The sequence below is a fragment of the Acinetobacter lwoffii genome (assembly GCF_024129595.1).
GTDB classification, from domain to species: Bacteria; Pseudomonadota; Gammaproteobacteria; order Pseudomonadales; family Moraxellaceae; genus Acinetobacter; species Acinetobacter lwoffii_O.
In genome coordinates this window covers 99,921-119,866 of the sequence record NZ_JAMXXS010000006.1, presented here as the reverse complement: position 1 = coordinate 119,866, position 19,946 = coordinate 99,921, and the positions used below count along the sequence as shown (strand labels likewise).

General features: G+C 43.8%; 18 protein-coding genes. 3 read left to right on the top strand and 15 right to left on the bottom strand.

The features are described from left to right. Positions 1-460: 460 nt before the first annotated feature. Both NI466_RS05265 and NI466_RS05260 read left to right on the top strand, forming a co-directional pair. Positions 461-1,981 (top strand): catalase, encoded by a 1,521-nt coding sequence (locus tag NI466_RS05265; protein ID WP_253172983.1) that lies wholly within the window; start codon positions 461-463, stop codon positions 1,979-1,981. A gap of 94 nt (positions 1,982-2,075) precedes the next feature. Next, on the top strand, positions 2,076-2,546 hold the full coding sequence (locus NI466_RS05260) for a thiol-disulfide oxidoreductase DCC family protein (RefSeq protein ID WP_253172981.1): 471 nt from the start codon (positions 2,076-2,078) through the stop codon (positions 2,544-2,546). 5 nt (positions 2,547-2,551) lie between these two features. On the opposite strand, the gene NI466_RS05255 is transcribed toward NI466_RS05260, so the two are convergent. The 9 genes from NI466_RS05255 to hcaE form a co-directional block, all read right to left on the bottom strand. Then, on the bottom strand, positions 2,552-3,607 hold the full coding sequence (locus NI466_RS05255) for an MBL fold metallo-hydrolase (RefSeq protein WP_253172979.1): 1,056 nt from the start codon (positions 3,605-3,607) through the stop codon (positions 2,552-2,554). Positions 3,608-4,013: 406 nt separating this feature from the next. Further along, the gene (locus tag NI466_RS05250) at positions 4,014-4,949 is read right to left on the bottom strand and encodes a cation diffusion facilitator family transporter (RefSeq protein ID WP_253113217.1); all 936 of its coding nucleotides are present in this window, start codon (positions 4,947-4,949) and stop codon (positions 4,014-4,016) included. Between the two features lie 181 nt (positions 4,950-5,130). Then, complete coding sequence (locus tag NI466_RS05245; RefSeq protein ID WP_253172977.1) at positions 5,131-6,030, bottom strand: DMT family transporter; 900 nt, start codon at positions 6,028-6,030, stop codon at positions 5,131-5,133. Between the two features lie 373 nt (positions 6,031-6,403). Continuing rightward, on the bottom strand, positions 6,404-7,630 hold the full coding sequence (gene hcaD / locus NI466_RS05240) for a 3-phenylpropionate/cinnamic acid dioxygenase ferredoxin--NAD(+) reductase subunit (protein WP_253172975.1): 1,227 nt from the start codon (positions 7,628-7,630) through the stop codon (positions 6,404-6,406). Between the two features lie 4 nt (positions 7,631-7,634). After that, complete coding sequence (locus NI466_RS05235; protein WP_253172973.1) at positions 7,635-8,600, bottom strand: 3-carboxyethylcatechol 2,3-dioxygenase; 966 nt, start codon at positions 8,598-8,600, stop codon at positions 7,635-7,637. A gap of 73 nt (positions 8,601-8,673) precedes the next feature. Next, entirely contained in the window at positions 8,674-9,489 is an 816-nt protein-coding gene (gene hcaB, locus NI466_RS05230) for a 3-phenylpropionate-dihydrodiol/cinnamic acid-dihydrodiol dehydrogenase (RefSeq protein WP_004278515.1), read from the bottom strand. Positions 9,490-9,491: 2 nt separating this feature from the next. Beyond that, positions 9,492-9,818 carry a 3-phenylpropionate/cinnamic acid dioxygenase ferredoxin subunit gene (hcaC, locus tag NI466_RS05225; RefSeq protein WP_004278517.1) on the bottom strand — a complete coding sequence of 109 codons (327 nt, stop codon included), beginning with the start codon at positions 9,816-9,818 and terminating at the stop codon, positions 9,492-9,494. Continuing rightward, positions 9,818-10,336 (bottom strand): 3-phenylpropionate/cinnamic acid dioxygenase subunit beta, encoded by a 519-nt coding sequence (gene hcaF, locus NI466_RS05220; RefSeq protein ID WP_071850449.1) that lies wholly within the window; start codon positions 10,334-10,336, stop codon positions 9,818-9,820. The genes hcaC and hcaF overlap by 1 nt, the downstream gene beginning before the upstream one ends. Beyond that, complete coding sequence (gene hcaE / locus NI466_RS05215; protein ID WP_004278520.1) at positions 10,333-11,700, bottom strand: 3-phenylpropionate/cinnamic acid dioxygenase subunit alpha; 1,368 nt, start codon at positions 11,698-11,700, stop codon at positions 10,333-10,335. Before hcaE ends, hcaF begins: the two co-directional genes overlap by 4 nt. A 281-nt stretch (positions 11,701-11,981) precedes the next feature. Here hcaE and hcaR point away from each other — a divergent pair, with 281 nt between their 5' ends. Further along, positions 11,982-12,890, top strand: coding sequence for a DNA-binding transcriptional regulator HcaR (gene hcaR, locus NI466_RS05210; RefSeq protein WP_044111817.1), 909 nt, complete (start codon positions 11,982-11,984; stop codon positions 12,888-12,890). A 381-nt stretch (positions 12,891-13,271) separates the two neighbouring features. On the opposite strand, the gene NI466_RS05205 is transcribed toward hcaR, so the two are convergent. The 6 genes from NI466_RS05205 to NI466_RS05180 all read right to left on the bottom strand — a co-directional run bounded on the left by NI466_RS05205 (position 13,272) and on the right by NI466_RS05180 (position 19,926). Further along, positions 13,272-14,132 carry an alpha/beta fold hydrolase gene (locus NI466_RS05205; RefSeq protein WP_004278523.1) on the bottom strand — a complete coding sequence of 287 codons (861 nt, stop codon included), beginning with the start codon at positions 14,130-14,132 and terminating at the stop codon, positions 13,272-13,274. Positions 14,133-14,411: 279 nt separating this feature from the next. Continuing rightward, a complete protein-coding gene (locus NI466_RS05200) occupies positions 14,412-15,674 on the bottom strand; it encodes an OprD family outer membrane porin (protein ID WP_253172971.1) in 1,263 nt (420 codons plus the stop codon). A 429-nt stretch (positions 15,675-16,103) separates the two neighbouring features. Beyond that, positions 16,104-17,123, bottom strand: coding sequence for a 4-hydroxy-2-oxovalerate aldolase (dmpG, locus tag NI466_RS05195; RefSeq protein ID WP_224216951.1), 1,020 nt, complete (start codon positions 17,121-17,123; stop codon positions 16,104-16,106). Positions 17,124-17,134: 11 nt separating this feature from the next. Then, positions 17,135-18,028, bottom strand: coding sequence for an acetaldehyde dehydrogenase (acetylating) (locus NI466_RS05190; RefSeq protein ID WP_253172969.1), 894 nt, complete (start codon positions 18,026-18,028; stop codon positions 17,135-17,137). A gap of 24 nt (positions 18,029-18,052) precedes the next feature. Beyond that, positions 18,053-18,850, bottom strand: a complete 798-nt coding sequence (locus NI466_RS05185) for a 2-keto-4-pentenoate hydratase (protein WP_071850452.1) — start codon at positions 18,848-18,850, stop codon at positions 18,053-18,055. A 407-nt stretch (positions 18,851-19,257) separates the two neighbouring features. Beyond that, on the bottom strand, positions 19,258-19,926 hold the full coding sequence (locus NI466_RS05180; RefSeq protein ID WP_253172967.1) for an HAD-IA family hydrolase: 669 nt from the start codon (positions 19,924-19,926) through the stop codon (positions 19,258-19,260). Between the last annotated feature and the right edge of the window lie 20 nt (positions 19,927-19,946).

Sequence of the window (19,946 nt, the reverse complement as noted above, 5' to 3'; positions counted from 1 at the left end):
AGCGTTTGAATTCAGAATCTGAAAAACGATTTAATTTCTGATATCTCATGAAATTTATATTGAGGTGGTTTTTACTTTCGCAAGAGGTCTAATACTATTCACTTATTATTTTTATCCTTTGATAAAAACATATTATCGACTTAGATATTGTTATTTTCGTTTAATCCCATTCATTATTCGAGTTATTCAAAATATATAGAATTTGATATTGTCACAGAGTGGAAAACCCGTTACTTTTTAAGAGTAACCATTTAATTTTCAACATTTTAAACTTTATTAAATTTAAAAATATTTTTTGAGTGAGCTCACTCAATTATACCCTGAATTCCGTTTTGTGCTGTAACACCCTTTATTTAAAGATATTGTAAATATAGCGAAACCTGATCTGATTAGCATATATCTCAATATTTTATGAATACTAGGTAAACGACATAAGATATTCAAAACTTGGAGAGGAAAGATGAGCCAAGATTTTAAAAAATGCCCTGTCACCCACCTGACCACTGAAGCTGGTGCCCCTGTGGTCGACAACCAGAACAGTATGACGGCAGGTGCGCGTGGACCTTTACTTGCCCAGGATTTATGGCTGAATGAAAAACTGGCCAACTTTGTCCGCGAAGTGATTCCAGAGCGTCGTATGCATGCCAAAGGTTCAGGTGCTTTTGGTACCTTTACCGTGACCAATGATATTACCCAATATAGCCGCGCTAAAATTTTCTCTGAAGTCGGCAAAAAAACCGAAATGTTTGCCCGTTTCTCAACAGTGGCGGGTGAACGTGGTGCGGCCGATGCGGAACGCGATATTCGCGGTTTTGCCTTAAAATTCTATACTGAAGAAGGCAACTGGGATCTGGTCGGCAATAACACCCCGGTGTTTTTCCTGCGGGATGCGCGCAAGTTCCCTGACCTGAATAAAGCAGTCAAACGCGACCCGAAAACCAACAAGCGCAGCGCCACCAATAACTGGGATTTCTGGACACTGTTGCCTGAAGCTTTGCATCAAGTGACCATTGTCATGTCCGACCGCGGGATTCCGACCGGTTACCGTCATATGCATGGTTTTGGCAGTCACACCTTCAGTTTTATCAATGCCAAAAATGAACGCTTCTGGGTAAAATTCCATATGCGTACCCAGCAAGGCATCCAGAACCTGACCGATGCTGAAGCTGCAGACTTGATCGCCAAAGACCGTGAAAGCAGCCAGACCGACCTGTTTGATGCCATCGAACGTGGTGACTATCCAAAATGGAAAATGTACGTTCAGATCATGCCGGAACTGGAAGCCGAAACAGTGCCTTATCATCCATTTGACCTGACCAAAGTCTGGCCAAAGGGCGATTATCCACTGATTGAAGTCGGTGAATTCGAACTGAACCGCAATCCGGAAAATTATTTCCAGGATGTAGAACAGGCAGCCTTTGCACCAAGTAATCTTGTACCGGGCATCAGCTACTCACCGGACCGTATGTTACAGGCACGTTTAGTGAACTATGCCGACGCAGCGCGTTACCGTGTTGGCGTGAATCATTCACAGGTTCCAGTCAATGCTGCACGTTGTCCTGTACATTCGAACCGCCGTGATGGTCAAGGCCGCATGGATGGCAACTATGGTTCATTGCCACATTACGAGCCGAACAGTTTTAGCCAGTGGCAGGAACAACCGGAATTCAGAGAGCCTCCACTGAAAATCACCGGTGATGCCGATTTCTGGGATTTCCGTGAAGATGACAATGATTACTTCAGCCAGCCACGCGCCCTGTTCAACCTGATGAATGACCAGCAGAAACAGGCTCTGTTTAATAACACGGCCGCAGCGATGGGTGATGCACTAGATTTCATCAAATACCGTCACATCCGCAACTGTTATAGCTGTGATCCTGCCTATGGCGAAGGTGTAGCACAAGCACTCGGCATGACCGTAGCAGATGCCCAAGCGGCACGTGAAAACGATCCAGCCAAAGGTTTGCCTAGTTTTCTCTAAGCCAGTTTAGACATGTACAAAACCACCTTCGGGTGGTTTTTTATTGCGACATCAAGCACTATAGAAACAAGCTGGCACAAAAAGAACTACAACAATGCATCCGAATATTGAAGACCTCATTCAACAACACGACATCGTTTTATTTGATGCTGTTTGCGTGATCTGCAATGGCTGGGCACGGTTTCTGATTAAATACGATAAGAAGATACAGTTTAAACTGGTTTCCGCCCAATCGCCTTTAGGTACGGCACTGCTCGAGCATTATCAGATGTCCCCTGAACATTACACCACGATGCTCGTCATTCAAGATGGCACACTCTATACCGAATCGACTGCCTTGCTGAAGGTGCTGCAGCATCTTGGTTTTCCCTTTAATTTAATGAGCGCAGGTTATTTGGTTCCGCGTTTTATCCGGGATTTTCTGTATCATGTGGTCGCTTTAAATCGCTACAAGCTATTTGGTAAAACCGAGTATTGCCTGATTCCATCCAGCGAAAATAAACGCCATTTTCTGGAAGAAGCTGTCCGTATTAACCATTCAACTCATCCAACAGGAACAGAGTAAAACATTTAGACAATAATCCGTTTGCCTTCACGTATGCAATAAAACGGATTAATCAACTTGGAAGAATGCTTGATGATCTCATGCAACTCATGTTCCGGTGCATCCCGGTCTTCATCCGTGAGCTGAAAAGTACGGTAATGAATCGCCAGTGAACATTTAGCCTGTAAGTCATGATGGGCATGAAAGGCATCTTCCGGATTCATATGGATCGCGCGCATCAGTTCACGCGGTTCATACGCTCCAATTGGAAGTAAAGCAATTCGCGGTGCACCCAGACGCTTACGAATTTCTTTAAAATGTGAGGCGTAGCCACTATCTCCGGCAAAGAAACAATGTTCCTTGCCATATAATAAAGAAAAGCCTCCCCAGAGTGCGCAGTTCTGATCGCGCATACCGCGCCCTGAGGCATGTTGAGCCGGCGTATAGACAATCCGGATCTCTTCAAAAAAGGTATTTTCCCACCAGTCCATTTCATGCACGGTATAATGTTCTGGCAAATACCAGGCATTGCCCAGACCGGTATAAATCGGCATCTCAAAAGTGTTGTGCAGCCATTCCAGACTGGCCAGATCCATATGATCATAATGGTTATGGCTGAGCAGTACGGCATCAATCTGAGGCAGCTCATCCAGAGCAATGCCAGCGGGAATAACCCGCTGCGGACCTGTGGAAGCCGAAGGACTGGCATATTCCGCCCAGACCGGGTCGGTCAGGAAATTATAGGGACCGATCTGTATTAATGTAGTGGCATGACCAATAAACCAGACTTGCCAGTCATCCAGAGCTGCATCTGGACGCTGCTGTGGCAATGCGCGCGGACGAGAAAAAAACTCGGCACGTTCCTCGTCAAGATTAACATTCCAGGTCTTGGATTTTCGGGTAATGAGCCATTTATATAGATCAAAGCGACCGCGCGATAGAGAAGCATGCTCAAGATTACGAAACTGTTTTCCGTCGAAATGATCTGAATGCAGATACTCAAACACTGGCTTAGACCAGAGATGTTTCCAACTGGATTCCGTGATTAACTGGAATTTTTTAGTTTTGAGAAGATCTTGCATAAACATCCACTATTTATTATTCGCTATATGCAAGACAACAACCTCTTGAAATGGTCAAGCGGTGCATCTTTTAATGAGCATACAAACTAAAAACAGGCACACTGCAACATAGTATGAAATCCGTCACAGAAAATCATGTATGTTTTTGTTATTTTTAGCAAAAAAATGGCATTTCATCGACCTTATGGCTGGCTGAAGCCTTGGATTATCTAGAAAAATATCGCTCGCGCCCTTCTGTCTAAAAATACAAAATGATACTAAACATTTATAAGCCCATGCTAACAAAAGCATGCCTGCCCATTGATGATTTTATGATGGAGTTCCCCATACATCTGTATCATCACATCAGTTGTGCAAGAAAGGCAAGCGGAAGTCAAAATACCAACCTCAAGCGATTTTTAGATCTTTATACACGACCTTGGGTTCGTTCCAGCCATACGGCCTTGGTTTGGGGTTTCACAAATAAAGCAATAATTTCCGGGTGCAGCTGTTTAATCTGTGCTTCGATCCGGTTGACACAGGCTTCAATTTCATCAGAAGTTAAATCATCTTTAAATTCCAGACTCAATGATGCAATGACTTGCTGAGCGCCCATCTGCTCAGTCAATACCCCATTGGCACTGAAAACTGCCGCATCCTGTTGAGCAATGTTTAATACATTTTCACGCAGTTTTGGATCTGCCGTTTCACCCAGTAACAAACCTTTGGTTTCCCGTGCCAGAAACCAGGCAGATACTGCCAGCACGATACCAATTAAAATCGATGCAGCACCGTCCAATTCAGGAATATTCAGTTGATGCGCCAGAAAAATACCGACCAGAGCAATTACCAAGCCGACCAGGGCGGCAGTATCTTCAAATAACACGGTAAAGGTCGTTGGATCTTTACTGTGTCGAAATGCTTCAAAATATCCCAGATTTCCCTTTTGTTTACGAAAAGTTTTTAAAGCCACTGACCATGAAAATCCTTCAAAAAGAATCGCTAGACCCAGCACAATATAATTGATCAATGGATCCTGCATGACTTCAGGCTGAAGAATATGCTGTATCCCCTGATAGATGGATACAATCGCACCCAACGCAAAAACCATCAGTGCCACAATAAAAGCCCAAAAATACAGTTCACGTCCATAACCAAAAGGATGTTTGGCATTTGCAGGTTTTTCTGATTTTTTTATGCCATACAGCAGTAAAATTTCATTTAAGGTATCCACTACGGAATGAATTGCCTCACTGAACATGGCAGAACTATTGGTTATATAGGACGCAACAAATTTAACCAGCGCAATCGCCAGATTACCAAACAGGGCTGCATAAACTACGATTTTATTGGATTCAGACATCCTGACACTGTCCTAAATAAGCTTGTGCAAGCTTGAATGATTTATGTATCAAAATCTTAATCATTTATTATTGAAAGTTGTTTTACAAATTGTTGCTTAGTCGTGATCTCTCCCGCTGCTGAATCCCTCTACTTTCTACTAAAATAATTAAAGGGCTTTCGCCCTTTTTATTTTTACAGTTTTAACGCTTGGAAAAATACTGTTCGCGCCACTCTTTCCAGAAATACATGATGATCCCGAACATCACCACGGCAATTCCCGCAAAAGCATGACTGCTGATAATTTCATGATTTAAGGTTGCTCCCAATACCAGAGCGATCACCGGCGTCATCACATTACTCAATGAGACGGTCGAAGCATTTAGACGGCGAATCAGCCAGAAATAGCACAGCATCGCCACAATCGAGGACATGATCATGGTAAATACAAAACCGATCATTGCCTGTGTGCTAGGCAATTGAGTCGGCATATGTTGCCAGATAAACGGCACTAAAATGACTGAACCAGCCGCGGAGATCAGCAATGAACCCGTCGCTTGCGACATCGGACTCAAGGGGGCATTAATCTGTTTAACCCAGAAGATCGAACTGATGTAAGACACCATACTGATCAGCATCAGCACCACCCCCCAGGGATTGATCTTGCTGTCTGCCGAGTCGGCAAAAACAAAACACAAACCTGCGACGGCCACTGCCATGCCGAGCCATTGCAACCAGATCAGTTTATGGGTTTTTAAAATCACATGACCGATTAAACCGGCGATCAGCGGTGAAAAACCAAAAATTAGTGCCATCAACCCTGAGGTCAGATAATTGGCTGCCAGATAAATAAACAGCTGCGCGCCGATTAAATTCAAACTGCCTGCCAGATAACTTTTCATTGAAGTACGGTCAAAAGGCAGCGGGTCGCGCATGATCTTTAGCAGGAACAGCGCAATAACCGAGGCACCGAAATAGCGAATGATCAGCACCCACATCGGGTGAATCTCGGCCACGCTCCAGACAATCGCCAGTGGCGTTGCTGCCCAGATCAGTACCAATAAAGCGTAAATACTTGCCGTGACCGGCAATGATGATTTCATATCATCCTCAAATCTGATTGTTCTAAATAGTAAACCTGTTATTCAGAGCTGTAGGTACTATCGTGACTAGTGGTATAAATAAGACTAAAAATAGAGTCCATCCATCATCAACTACATGGGAGGGCGACATGGATGCCGCCGCTAAACTGGGATATATGGACATCTTGCGAAGTACACTTCTCAAGTTTAGAAAAAGATTTTTGTCACCTTGCGCCATGTATGGCTCATCTATCAAAAATGAGGCATGACCTACGCAAAGTAATACAAACCAAAACTGAAACTTGAGGTAGTGATCATATAGATAGTATTCGATAAACATAAAAAAACAGACCTATGCAAAACATAGGTCTGTCCCAAGATATCTCAATACAACTTAAGCAATTTTGCGTAAGTCTTGCGCGATATCCAAATGTTTTTCAACATCAAACGCCGTATTTTTGCTGATCATTTTTTTCAAATGACGCATTTCTTTGGCTGCATTCACGGTAATCCCGCCAACGATCTGACCATCGGTCACACCGTACATCACGAATGAATTGTCTGCACCTTTGGCTGCATCCATTTCACCACGGATATGCCATTCAGCTGCGGCCATATCGCCGACAAACTGGAAGTTGATATTCAGCTGATCGGTCCAGAACCAGGCCGGATTGGCTTTCGGATGTTCCACACCCATCACGTGACGCGCAAAGATGCTTGCCTGAAGGTTGGCATTTTCCCAGGTTTCAACGCGGCGGTGGTTGCCACAGTCACGTAACTGAGTCGCAACATCGCCTGCTGCATAAATATCAGCATTTGAAGTCTGGCAGTGTTCATTCACTTTGATCGCAACATCAACATCCAGACCTGCATCTACTGCAAGCTGTGCATTTGGCACAATCCCGATTCCGTAAACTACAGCATCAGCACGAAGCTCTTCACCGCCTTCTAGCGTTACCACCACTTCTTCACCGTCTAAACGGCAATCTGCAATCTTGGTTTCAAGACGCACATCGACCTGGTTTTGACGATGCTGTTCCAGCAGGAATTCGCTCAGAATTTGCGGTGAACAACGGCCCATGACCATCGGACCCATTTCGATCACAGTGACCTGACAGTCTTTGTAACGTGCAGATGATGCAAGCTCAAGACCAATCACGCCACCACCGATCAGGATGATACGGCGACCGGCTTGAAGTACAGGCACCAGTGCCTGTGAATCTTCCAAGTTACGCAGGGTATAGACGTGTTTGCCCAAAGCATCGAAATTAGGCAAACGGCGCGCGGCACCACCTGTTGCAAGCAAGAGCTTGTCGTAAGCAACAACATCACCGTTCAGGAGTTCAACCGTTTTCGCTTCGGCATTAATTTTCGCTACGCCATTGCCGCGAATCGTTTCTACGCCTAAATCTGCCAGTTTCTGTTCCGACAGGATTTCGATCTTGGTGTCTTCAGGTTTTAGAATCACATCTTTAGACAACGGTGGACGCTCATAAGGAAGATGGCTTTCATCACCAATTAAGGTAATTTTGCCTTCATACTTGTTGCCACGAAGTTCTAAAATTGCGCTCGCACCTGCCTGGCCAGCACCCACGATCACGATGTTGTTTACGTTGCTCATTTTCTTAACCTTTTAACTCTGCAGATACGATACCGAAGCCGGCAATCCATTCGCTGATGTCTTCATAGCAATGTGTGGTCATTTCATACTCACCCATTTCGCTTAAGGCAGCGAAGGCAGCCATCCAAGAACGGACTTCCTGACCACCACGACCACCATCATGGCGGATTTCAGCTTCAGTCATCGCTTCTAATGTTGCAAAATCAGCATGCTTGAAGGTTTCTAGCAGGGCAATATCCCATTCAGCATTCAAAGGCACGGCAACTGACGTATCTCCTGCTGCCAGCTTTTGACCCACTGCAATAATCTTGGATTGACGTGCATGACGTGCTTCAGGCGTTGGATAACGACCTGCAATCAGGAACTCTTCCACTTCTGGTAGTACTGCACCCATTTGTGGTGTAGGTGGATCATGTGACAGACCACCGGTACCTAAAACAAGCACACGCTCGTTTTCAAGGTTTAAAGACTTGATGTATTGACCCACAGCACGGCCCAAAGCAATAGTACGTTTGGTGGTTGGCATCGGTGCTGCAGCGCCATTAATAAAAATTGGAATCGTTGGATAACGATCAAGTTTGCCTTCACACAGGAAATGTAAGGGCTGAGTCACGCCATGGTCGGCCTGCATACGGTATGAGTAGGCAACATCCACGCCTTCATCCAGTACACGTCGAACCAGATCTAATGCCTTGTATTCAGGTACATCAATGTGGTCATTGTCTTTACCATAATCCCAGTCACCTGCAGCTTTGGCACGAATACCGACGCAGAAACTTGGCATCAGGTCATAGAAGAAACCATTAAAATGATCTGGACCAAAAGTGATGATCAGGGTTGGGTCGTAAGCTTTTACTTCAGCAGAGAGTTTTTCAAAAGCAGCACGAACTTTTTGCTTTTTTGATTGATCTTGAGGTGAAGCAAATTCCATTAAAGGACTGTGCGATGCACAAATAAGTTTAACGGCCATGAGAGACTCCTAGAAGGAAAGCAGCCCTGAGAGAAGAGGCTGCCGGTAAGTCCATTTGAATGAGACTAGATGTTTATTCGTCAAAGAAACCTGCACGTGGCTGACGTAGGCCACGAATACCTAGACCGCATTCTGCATTGATCAGAACACCAGTCAAAGGACGGTTGTTTTGACGAGATGCCAACAGCACGTATGAACCGGTCATATCTTCCGGTTCAGGCAAGAAATTCAGTGGCATGCCACGTGCAATTTTCTCAGGATCACGTGCATCGAGCAGGCCCACATTTTCCTGACCCAGCGATGCCGCACCTTTGATATTCACATTCATACCTGACGGTGCAACCGCGTTCACTCGTACTTTAGGCGCAAGCTCGTAAGCCAGTTCTTTCATAATCCCGACACCCGCATGCTTAGATGCAGTATATACAGGGCCTCCGCCAGCGGAGTACAGTGCCGAATTAGACAAAGTAAATATGATAGAACCTTCAGAAGCGATCAATGCATCCAGTGCAGCCTTCGCACCGAGGATCAGAGATTTGGTATTGATGCCCATAATCTCGTCAAAGGCTTTTTCTAGTTGCTCACCAGAGGTATTGACGATATCGGCATAGTGATCCCAAATACCGGCATTACCAACGAAACAATCGAGTTTACCGAAACGTTCCACAGTGGCTTGAACTGCACGAACGTTATCTGCATAGCTGGCTACATCACCTTCGATCGCAAGAACTTTTCCACCGAAGTGTTCGTTCAAGGCATCCACTTTCGCTTTTGAACGTTGAAGAACCGCAACTTGTGCACCTTCCTCAATAAAACGCTCGACCAAAGCCCAGCCTAAGCCTGAACCACCACCAGTAATAAGTGCAACTTCGCCCTGTAGCCAACCCATGCTTACTCTCCTGCCATCTCTACAAACAATTGGCCATCTTCAACAATCACTGGGAATGTTTTGATTGGATCAGTTGCAGGTAGACACAATGCTTCACCTGTTTTTAAACAGAAACGTGCTGAATGCAATGGACATTCCACAGTACCGTCATCTTCAAGGTAACCTTCAGACATAGAAGCATTACCATGACTGCATTTATCGTTCATAGCGAAGAATTCACCGCCATTGTTAAATACAGCAAGCGCTTCGATACCGTTTACGCCACAATCTACTTTTAACGCTTCGCCTTCGTCTAATTCGTCAACTTGGCATACAAAAATCTTATTCATTAGAAGAACACACTCAGGTTATGTGAACTGTAAGTAACTTGGTCAAGCGTGATCTTACGGTTGAAGATTTGGAAGCCTAAGCCACCTTCAACTTTACGGATCTTGTCATGACGTTTACCACAGTAAATCACGACGTCTTTCTCTTTCTGTGTACGGTATAACAAGTAAGTTACGTACACGTCGTATTCGCCTTCAACTTCAGTTGCTTCTACGATCACGTTAGACACCATGTGTGTTGTACGTGATGGAGGCTCTTCAGCCCAAGCCATACCAGTTTCAAGACGTGCTACACGACGTTCTAAAAGGTCTTTCGAATCGTTAAACACCCAAGTGGTAGGTGGTTCAACTGAACGACGACGGTCACGGGTTTGTGCGTTTGGCGTGGTACGTAGCGTGTAAGAAATATCTTCAGCTAAGGTATCTAACCATTCGCGGAATTTCCAATCGTCTAGCAATTTTGCTTCGCGATACAGGAACTGACTAATTTGGTGATGAAGTTCTAAGCTGATTTGACTCATTTCATAAGCTCCTTCTCATATTCGTCAGCTGCTTTTTCTACGTCTTCCCATTTTTCATGGATCAATAAATCTGCCCAGCGGCGGTACATACCACGTGCTGCAGTTTCAGAGAAAATGTAGTTGGTGATACCTGGGATACCATCTTCACGTACTTTTTCGTTGCCTTTACCCATTTCCATAATGAGTTTGTTTTGACGTGCTTTATAACCACGTAAAACTTTTTGGATCTCGATCCAGTTTTCAGAGTCATCTTGCTCTAGGAAACCGGCTGGACCAAAGGCACGCGTTGCAGAACGTTCAAATGCTTCTTTTACTTCTTGAGATGCTTCAGCATCAGCAATACAGAATGCCCACACTTCAGTTTTGTTTGGACCACGTGGGTGCCATACACGAAGTGTTGCAGTACCGTTCAACCAAGACAAAGTTGGGAACATGGTGTTGTGACCTGCAAGACGCAATGCACGAGTCTCGCCTAGGCGCTCTTTAACTTCGTCGTAAGTTTCACGGAAGTAGTTGGCAACTTCACCGTCAACCCATACGTTTGCGTCTGGTTTCTCTGTAAAGAAGAAGCCTGAACCGTGACCACGTGAACCGTACTGGATCGCGTCTTTGGCAGTTTCCCAAACTGGACGAGCAGTTTGCGCAGCACCTAATTTCTTAGATGATTCGTCGTCTGGTTTCGCACCCAATACTTGGATCGCAGAAGCGTGAGAGAACAAGGCGTGATATTGGTCAGATGCAAACTGTTCCGCTGCAAATTTCCAGTTACACTCGATTTCCCACTTGTGTACACCACCAATGATTTCAGTACCACCTGGACGACGGTCAACAACGCCATCTAAATACCACGCGATATCGCCCATGTATTCTTCTAGATCAGGTGTGGTTTCATCCCAACAAGCGAATACCAAGCCTTTGTAAGACTTCACACGATTCACTTCAACCAGACCCCATTGCTCTTTACATGCACCATGTGGGTAAGCACGATCTTCAAGCGGGATATCTTTTAAAGAACCGTCAATACCGTAAGACCAGCCGTGGTATGGGCAAGTAAATGCACGGGTATTACCACAGTCTGCGAAGCTCACACGCATAGAGCGGTGACGGCACTGGTTTAAGAATGCTTTGATTGAACCGTCTTTTTGACGTGCCACAATAATTGGATCTTCACCCATGTAGGTATTGAAGAAGTCACCAGCCTTAGGAATCTGGCTTTCATGGCAAAGGAACAACCAGGTACGACCGAACACACGTTCAAGTTCTAATTCGTAAATGTCAGGGTCTGTATAAATAGATGGCGTAATACGTCCATTTTGTGCATCGACTAAAGCATCGATTTCGCGCACATCAATTTTTCCACTCATGAAAAGCTCTCCTGTGACCTATCTTTGGCACAAAGTAATAGACTCAACTTTTCAACGATGATGGATTTGACAGCGTTTTTCGGGAAATATTTTTTTTGTTTCAATTAAGAGCTTAAAGCAATTATTAAGCACGTGAATTTTTATATTAAAACATCTATTAATTCCGCCAGAGCATTTAGTTTATGAATGGGAAAATAATCTTCACGACATAGTTGTTTATAGATTATACTTTGAGGAAATTATAGTAAGACATTTTTTGGATTACTCTTTGGGTTGATGACATGGAATTACGACACCTTCGCTACTTTATCACCGTTGCTGAAGAGCTCAATTTTAGTAAGGCAGCACTTAAACTTTATACGGCTCAACCTTCACTTAGCCAGCAAATCAAAGACCTGGAAGAAGATGTTGGCGTAAAGCTACTCAACCGAACCAAACGTAAAGTAGAGCTGACCGAAGAAGGCGCCGTATTCCTGGAACAGGCTCGTCTCACCCTGGCACAAGCGGACAAGGCCGTTGCCATGGCACGTCAGGTGTCACAGGCCAAGCAGCAAATGCTCCGCATCGGTTTTGTACCGGTGGCCGAGATGAAAATATTCCCGTATATCTTGCCAAATTTACGTGTACAGAACCCGGATTTAAAAATTGAACTGCTCAGCCTGAACAACAATGAGCAGATGCGTTTGTTAAAAAAAGGTGATCTGGATCTGACCTTTACCCGTCATAATTTCAATAGTGATGAAATTGAAAGCCAGTTCGTGATTCGTGAACCGCTGATTTTTCTCCTGCCTAAAGATCACCCCTTAGCAAAATACGAAAGAATTCCTGTTAAAGCATTGAATGGTATTGATTTTATTATTCCATCAGCAGAGCAGTCCTTGACCCTGAACCAGGCTATTCTGGACTTTGCCAAAGCCAACGGCATTGAACTCAATATCGTGCAAAAGGCCGATAATATTTTATTTAATATCAACTCGATCGGAATGGGCCTAGGCTGTACCATTTTGCCTGGCTATATTGCACCACTAACCATGGATAATACCGTGATTCGTCCGCTGGACGTGGAGTTGCCCTATTTAGACCTGTATGTCAGCTACCATAAAAACAACAAATCCTATGTCGTGAGCAAATTTCTTGAGCTTTTGACCCGTGTGTTCTATCTGGATATTAACCGTAGCGAACAAAATTAATCCTATTTCTTCCCTGCATTAGGCATATGCCATTCAACTTATGATAGGCATGTGCTTTTTTTGTTTTATTATTTTATGCTTAAGAATCCATTTTTAATTCTATTTTATAATAAAGAATCTATTTCTGGCGCTTAAATTTGTCACTTGCCCTTGACCCAAATTGTGTATTTTTAGCTCTAAATGTACTGCATTTACCACTTAAGTCTAATAAAGTTTCATTCGGATTTTTCTCAGTTTAAATAGCTCAAACCTATAAAAATTATTAGATTTTTATATTTATTCAAATAAATGAGAATCAAACTCACTTAGGTGCGCTACCTTAAATATTTCCGATATAAAAAAGGATGACCAAAGCCATCCTTTTTTAAAACTGTATCAAACTTATTTTACGCCGTGAACAGCCAGGTAGTTTTTGATCACAGTGTTGAACTCATCTGCTTTTTCAACTTGAGACCAGTGACCGCATTGGCTGAAGATATGTGCATCAGCATTTGGCACGATGTTCAGGATGTCCCAAGTACGAGAAACCGGAATCACCACGTCTTGCGTACCATGAATCAATAGTACAGGCACAGTAATGTCTTTCATTTTTTCGAAGTCTAATGGGAATTCGAAACGGTCACGGTCACGTGCGCCAACCACATCCATTAAACGATTTGATGCATAGTCATTTGCAGCAGAAGCAAAACGTACTTTTACCAGTTCATCAGTAATCAGGTCTTTGTTTACGACAAACATAGAAAGGGTTTTCTTGATTCCTTCTTCTGTAAGAACTGGGTTTGCGTGAGCTTTAAGTGCAGCTGTCTGTTTCGCACCGCCCGTACCCATAGACACGATACCCAAAATACGATCTGGATAATCCAATGCCATCTGGAATGCTAACCAGCCACCCAGAGAGTTACCGACCAACCAGGTTTTTTCGATACCCAAAGCATCTAGCGTACGGATCGCATGATCTACCCAGGCACGGATACCATATTCAGTACCCGGTGCAACCACAGTTTGGCCATAACCAATGGTATCAATCGCGATACAACGCGCTTGCTCACCAATTTGTGGCAGGTTTAACCACCAGTTTGCCGCGGCCGATACACCTGTACCTGAACCGTGTAAAAATAGAATAGGCGTACCTTCACCAATTTCATGGTAATGGGTCAACTCGCCTTCAGCGGTTTCAATCCATTTGTCTTCTAAGCCAAAGAATGGATCTGTTTGATAGTCAGGGATTTGAACAGTGCTCATATTGCTTCCTCTTACAGTCTTTCGCTTGCGTGTCCCTCTATTTTCAAGAATTCGACGTCAAGTTGACTCATTAAAATTACTTGTGTACACCCTTATATTAACCGCTCAACCGCAGCAAACTGATACAAAATTACGATTGCACCCAACAAAATAGATATAATTTAAGTGTTTGTTTTATATATTTTTTTATAAATTAAACCCTACATAAACTAAGGTTTTAACTGCATTCTTAAACCAAAAAGCAGCCAGAAGACTGACTGCTTTTAAAATATAGGGGTATTAGAATTTATGGGTATAAGTGGTGGCGACACGGTATTCTTGCAGGTCTGGTTTTGCTGGATTGGCAAAATTCACATCAATATACATCGCCTGTACACCCAAACCTTTTAATTTCCCTTCTGGCACAGTGTAGTTGACGATGGCATTCACTTCATCCGTATTAAAGTTCTGGCCTTGATACGCCCCAGTACCTTTCTGATCATAACCTTTGAAATATACGGCTGTTGCATTTAAGCCTTTTGCACCCATTTCAGAGAAATCATAGCCATAAGAAACACTCCATGACTTTTCTTCTGGCGCGGTAAAAGTCGCTACCCCCCAGTTCGCCAGATAAGGCTGTGGCACCCAACCACCCAATGTCGGGAATGCGCTATCACCAAACATTTGCTGGTAACCCACACCTACGCTATGTGCACCATGATTTACTTTTGCAGCGACAGACACAGCCTGGTTATCAATTTCACCATACAACTTGTCACCTGATTCCGAGTTATCGAAGTAACGGATGTGGCTATCTAATTTGGTTTTTTCACCGAGCGCAGTTTTGTAATTGACACCTAGATAATGCTGTTGGTAAATGTCTTGAACATCGGCATACCAGTAGCTCGCCCCTACTTCTTTAGTAAGCTGGTGGTCTACACCCGCAATCCACATGCCATCAGCTTCAGCACCCGTATCATAGAAACTTGGTGGAGCAAATTTAGTTAAATCACGGAACTGGTTGTCATAACGGTTATTAATGCCATCAATATAAGCCAGAGTTAACTTGGTATCCTTAAGGTCTTTAGACTCTAACCAAGCACCGCTATAAGTCGTCAATAACTGACGCGATGGATCGAATACCAAGACTGGAGATACCGGCAATAACTCGCCGACTTTCAGCTCAGTTTGTGACACTTTGGCTTTTAAGGTCGCACCAACTTTACCGAAATGGTCTTTTGATTCTTTGCCATCGTGCGGTAAAACCCAGTCCGGATTTTTATCACGGCCATTAAGTTTGACGGCATGTTGCACCAGTACATCAGCACCAACCTGAACACCACCACCGATATCGTGATAACCCGACTTGGCATCCAGAGTCACGCCTTGTGACCAAGAACCCCAATTACGTGATGAATAGTCATCTTGATACTGACGGTCTAGATAAAAGTTTTTAAATTTGAGTTGAACATTGCTGTCGTCAATAAAGTCTGCATTCGTTGCAGTTGTCCCTAAAGTTGCTGTCGCAGCAAGCATTGCAATCCATAAATTGTGACGACGCATGATGAGTTCCCCATTCAGCTGATAAAATCCATGCAGCCATCATGCGCAAGTCGGTTTAAATAAAAAATCCGACCACAGTATTAAACTTTTGCTCTTTTAGCTCTGCATATTCCAAGCCCAGATTTAAGCACTCAATCTCTTAGATTTTAAACCGATTAAAGAAAATAAAAATTTGACCAGATATTTAATTCAAATTTTTGTTTCTTCTATTAATAAGAGCAATTTTTTTAAAAACTTTAAGATAATATTTTTTATTTATCGTTTTTATGTTTAAGGAAAAAATTAAACTGAAATAATCTTCACATAGCACTATAACTAAAATATCTGAGATCAGAGTTTTAATATATTATTAAATCTACTTCATAATAAAAAAGCATCCAAATCGGATGCTTTTTTATTAGCCTTATTTTAATACGAATGCATTAAAAATTAAGCTTGTAACTCGCGCGCTTTAGACATAGTTAATGCTAAATCTTCAATCATGTCTTCCTGACCACCGACCGTACCACGACGACCAAGCTCCATCAGGATTTCACGTGCAGATACGCCATATTTCGCTTCAGCGCGTTTAGCAAACAACAGGAATGAAGAGTAAACACCCGCATAACCCAAAGTTGCTGCATCACGATCCGCGCGGATCGGGTTGTGCATCATTGGAATGACCAGATCTTCAGCAACGTCTTGTACTTTGAACAAGTCAACGCCAGTGTCCATGCCCATACGGTTTGCAACCGCAATGAACAACTCAAGTGGTGTATTACCCGCACCCGCACCCAAACCTGCAGATGCTAAGTCAACACGTACTGCACCGGCTTGTACCGCAGCAACCGTATTCGATACGCCCATACCCAAGTTATGGTGACCGTGGAAACCGAGCTCAATGCTTGGGTCCAAGTGTTGACGTAAATGACCCACACGGTCGATGACATCTTGAGGAAGCATATAACCTGCTGAGTCAGTGACATAGATACAGTTTGCACCGTAAGACACCATCTTGTTTGCTTCTTCAAGCAGTTTTTCAGGAGTCGCCATGTGCGCCAACATCAAGAAACCGACCGTATCCATTTCTAGTTTGCGTGCAGCCGTGATGTGCTGTTCAGAACAGTCAGCTTCAGTACAGTGCGTTGCCACACGAATGGTTGATACACCAATTTCGTGTGCCATTTTCAAATGGTCAACCGTACCGATCCCAGGCAGAAGAAGTGCAGAAATTTTGGCATTCTTCATACGTGGCACAACAGCAGACAGGTATTCTTCATCCGTTGCCGCAGCAAAACCGTAGTTGACGGATGAACCGCCAAGGCCGTCACCATGCGTGACTTCAATTAAAGGTACGCCTGCATCATCAAGTGCTGTTGAAATCGCAATCATTTGCTCAACAGTGGTTTGATGGCGCTGTGGATGCATACCATCACGTAACGTCATATCATGAACAATAATCTTAGACATGTGGTTGCTCCTTAAGCGTCTTTATTGAATACGTGTTCTGCAAACATCTCTGCAGTACGTGCAGCAGCAGCAGTCATGATGTCAAGATTACCGGCATATTTCGGCAGGAAGTCACCCAGACCTTCAACTTCCAAGTAAATTGATACACGGTTGCCATCAAATACAGGACCATTTACAAGCTTGTAACCTGGTACGTATTTTTGAACTTCCTTGATCATGGCATGTACAGATTCAGTGATCGCTGCCTGATCCGGCTCACCTTCTACTAGACAGTGAACAGTATCACGCATCATTAGAGGTGGCTCAGCCGGGTTAATGATGATGATCGCTTTACCTTGTTTCGCGCCGCCGACTTTCTCAATGGCACCTGCAGTAGTACGTGTGAATTCATCAATGTTTTTACGTGTACCTGGACCTACTGATTTAGTCGATACCGTTGCAATGATCTCACCATATTCAACCGGTTGAACGCGAGAAACTGCAGCTACCATTGGAATCGTTGCCTGACCGCCACATGTCACCATGTTCACGTTTGGTACTTCGCCCGCTTGTAGTAATGCTTCAAGGTTGACTGGTGGTACACAAAATGGACCAATCGCAGCAGGCGTTAAGTCGATCATCAACACGCCAAGTTCATTCAGCTTGCGGCTGTTTTCAGCATGGACATAGGCAGAAGTTGCGTCGAATGCAATTTTGATGTCATCAGCAATCACATGAGGAAGAAGACCATCAACGCCTTCAGCTGTGGTTTTTAAACCCATTTTCGCAGCACGCGCCAAACCTTCAGAAGTCGGGTCAATCCCCACCATCCAAACAGGCTCTAACCATTCGCTGCGTTGTAATTTATAAAGCAAATCAGTACCAATATTCCCTGGACCGATCATTGCACATTTAATCTTTTTCATGAATGTACTCTCTTGGAATCTTGATTATTCAGCAGCGAATGCAGCGGTTACTGAACCGAAGCCTTCAATTTCAACTTTGAATTCATCACCTGGTTGCGCCACAACCATTGGACCTAAAGCACCCGTCAAGATGATGTCACCTGCCAACAATGGACGGCCACGACGCACCATTTCATCTGCAAGCCAAACCGCAGCATTGAGTGGGTTTGCAAGACATGCTTTACCCACGCCTTGAGAAACGACTTCCTCACCGCGCGTCATCACCATCTTGCAGTTCACAAGATCAAGTTTTTCTAACTTAACCGGCTGAGAACCCAAGACAAATGCAGCAGAAGATGCGTTATCCGCCACAGTATCAATCAGGCTAATTTTCCAGTTTTCGATACGGCTATCGACTACTTCAATTGCAGGCAATGCATAATCAGTCGCGCTGATAATGTCTGCATACGTGTGTTTTTCTTTGGTTAAATCCTGATTAATCACCAATGCAATTTCTGCTTCAACTTTTGGCTGAATCAGAAGACCGGCTGGAATTGCTTCACCATCGCCATAAGCCATGTCGGCAAACAACATACCGAAGTCAGGCTGATCTACGCCAAGCTGTGCTTGAACCACTTTCGATGTCAAACCAATTTTACGACCTACCAGACGGCGACCTTCCGCCAGAGCACGCTCGGTATTTACTTCCTGAACGGCATAGGCAATATCTACGTCAGCACTTTCACCACCAAGCTCCGGGCGAATCGGTGCGATCGCAGTTTTTGAGAGTTCAGCAGTACGTAATGCTTGTGCAACTGATTCAACAACAGCAGAATTCGACATCAATGTTTCCTTAAACTGCAAAAATTAGGCTTATGCCGGGATCTAAGAGGGACAGAAAATATGGACATGATCAGGCTGATCATCCGTATGGACTGCCTTTCTCAGAGCGAGCATAGGAATAAACAGTTTTAGGATGGGAAAAATCCGGCGTTTGTGCCAATAGTTATTTTATTTTTTGCTATAGCTATTATCTATAAGAATAATTTATGAAAAACTAAATAAAACAAAATCTTATTATTTAAAACACATCGTTATTTAGCAAAATAACTGCCATAATATGACCGAATAAAATCAGTACAATTACGACTTTAGACTAAAAGATAAGAACCAGCGATTAAATCTGCAGCACTCCCCAGCCAATTCAAACCGGGGAAATACTTGTTTTTCACTGCAACCAAGATAATGGATTAAACTGCTTGTTTCCATTGGACTTTAGCCAACAAAGCGCTATGCAAAGCAGCCACATCATCCACGATACAGACTGGATTAAATTGTGCTAAAAGTTCAGGTTCATGCACACCATAACTTACCCCAACGCTTGGCATGGCAATATTTTGCGCCATTTCCAGATCATAAGACGTATCACCGACCATAATCGCATGTTCAGCCTGCACACCGGTTTCCGCCAGAATTTCTTCTAACATGAGTGGATGAGGTTTAGAATGGGTTTCGCTGGCTGCGCGCGTACTCACAAACAGCTCTTCACTGTTCGTCTGTTTTAATACACGATCCAGACCTTTACGGCTTTTCCCTGTGGCTACTGCCAGCTTCACGCCTTGCTGCTGTAAATCTGCGAGCATGTGCGCTACGCCTTCAAACCAGGAGTCTCCTGATGAGATGGCAACATAATGATCGGAATAAGCCTGCAAAATATCCGTATGTAATTCTGGTACTGTCGGGAATAAACGCTGTGCAACTTCAGGTAAACCCAGTCCAATAATACTTTTCGCATCTGCATCCGTTAACGGCTGCTGAAACTGCTGTACGGCAAACTGCAAACTCGCCACGATTTGACCGACTGAATCAAATAAAGTGCCATCCCAATCGAAAATGACCAATTTTACAGGTGAGTTCATAAAAGATTTCCTAGATTTGA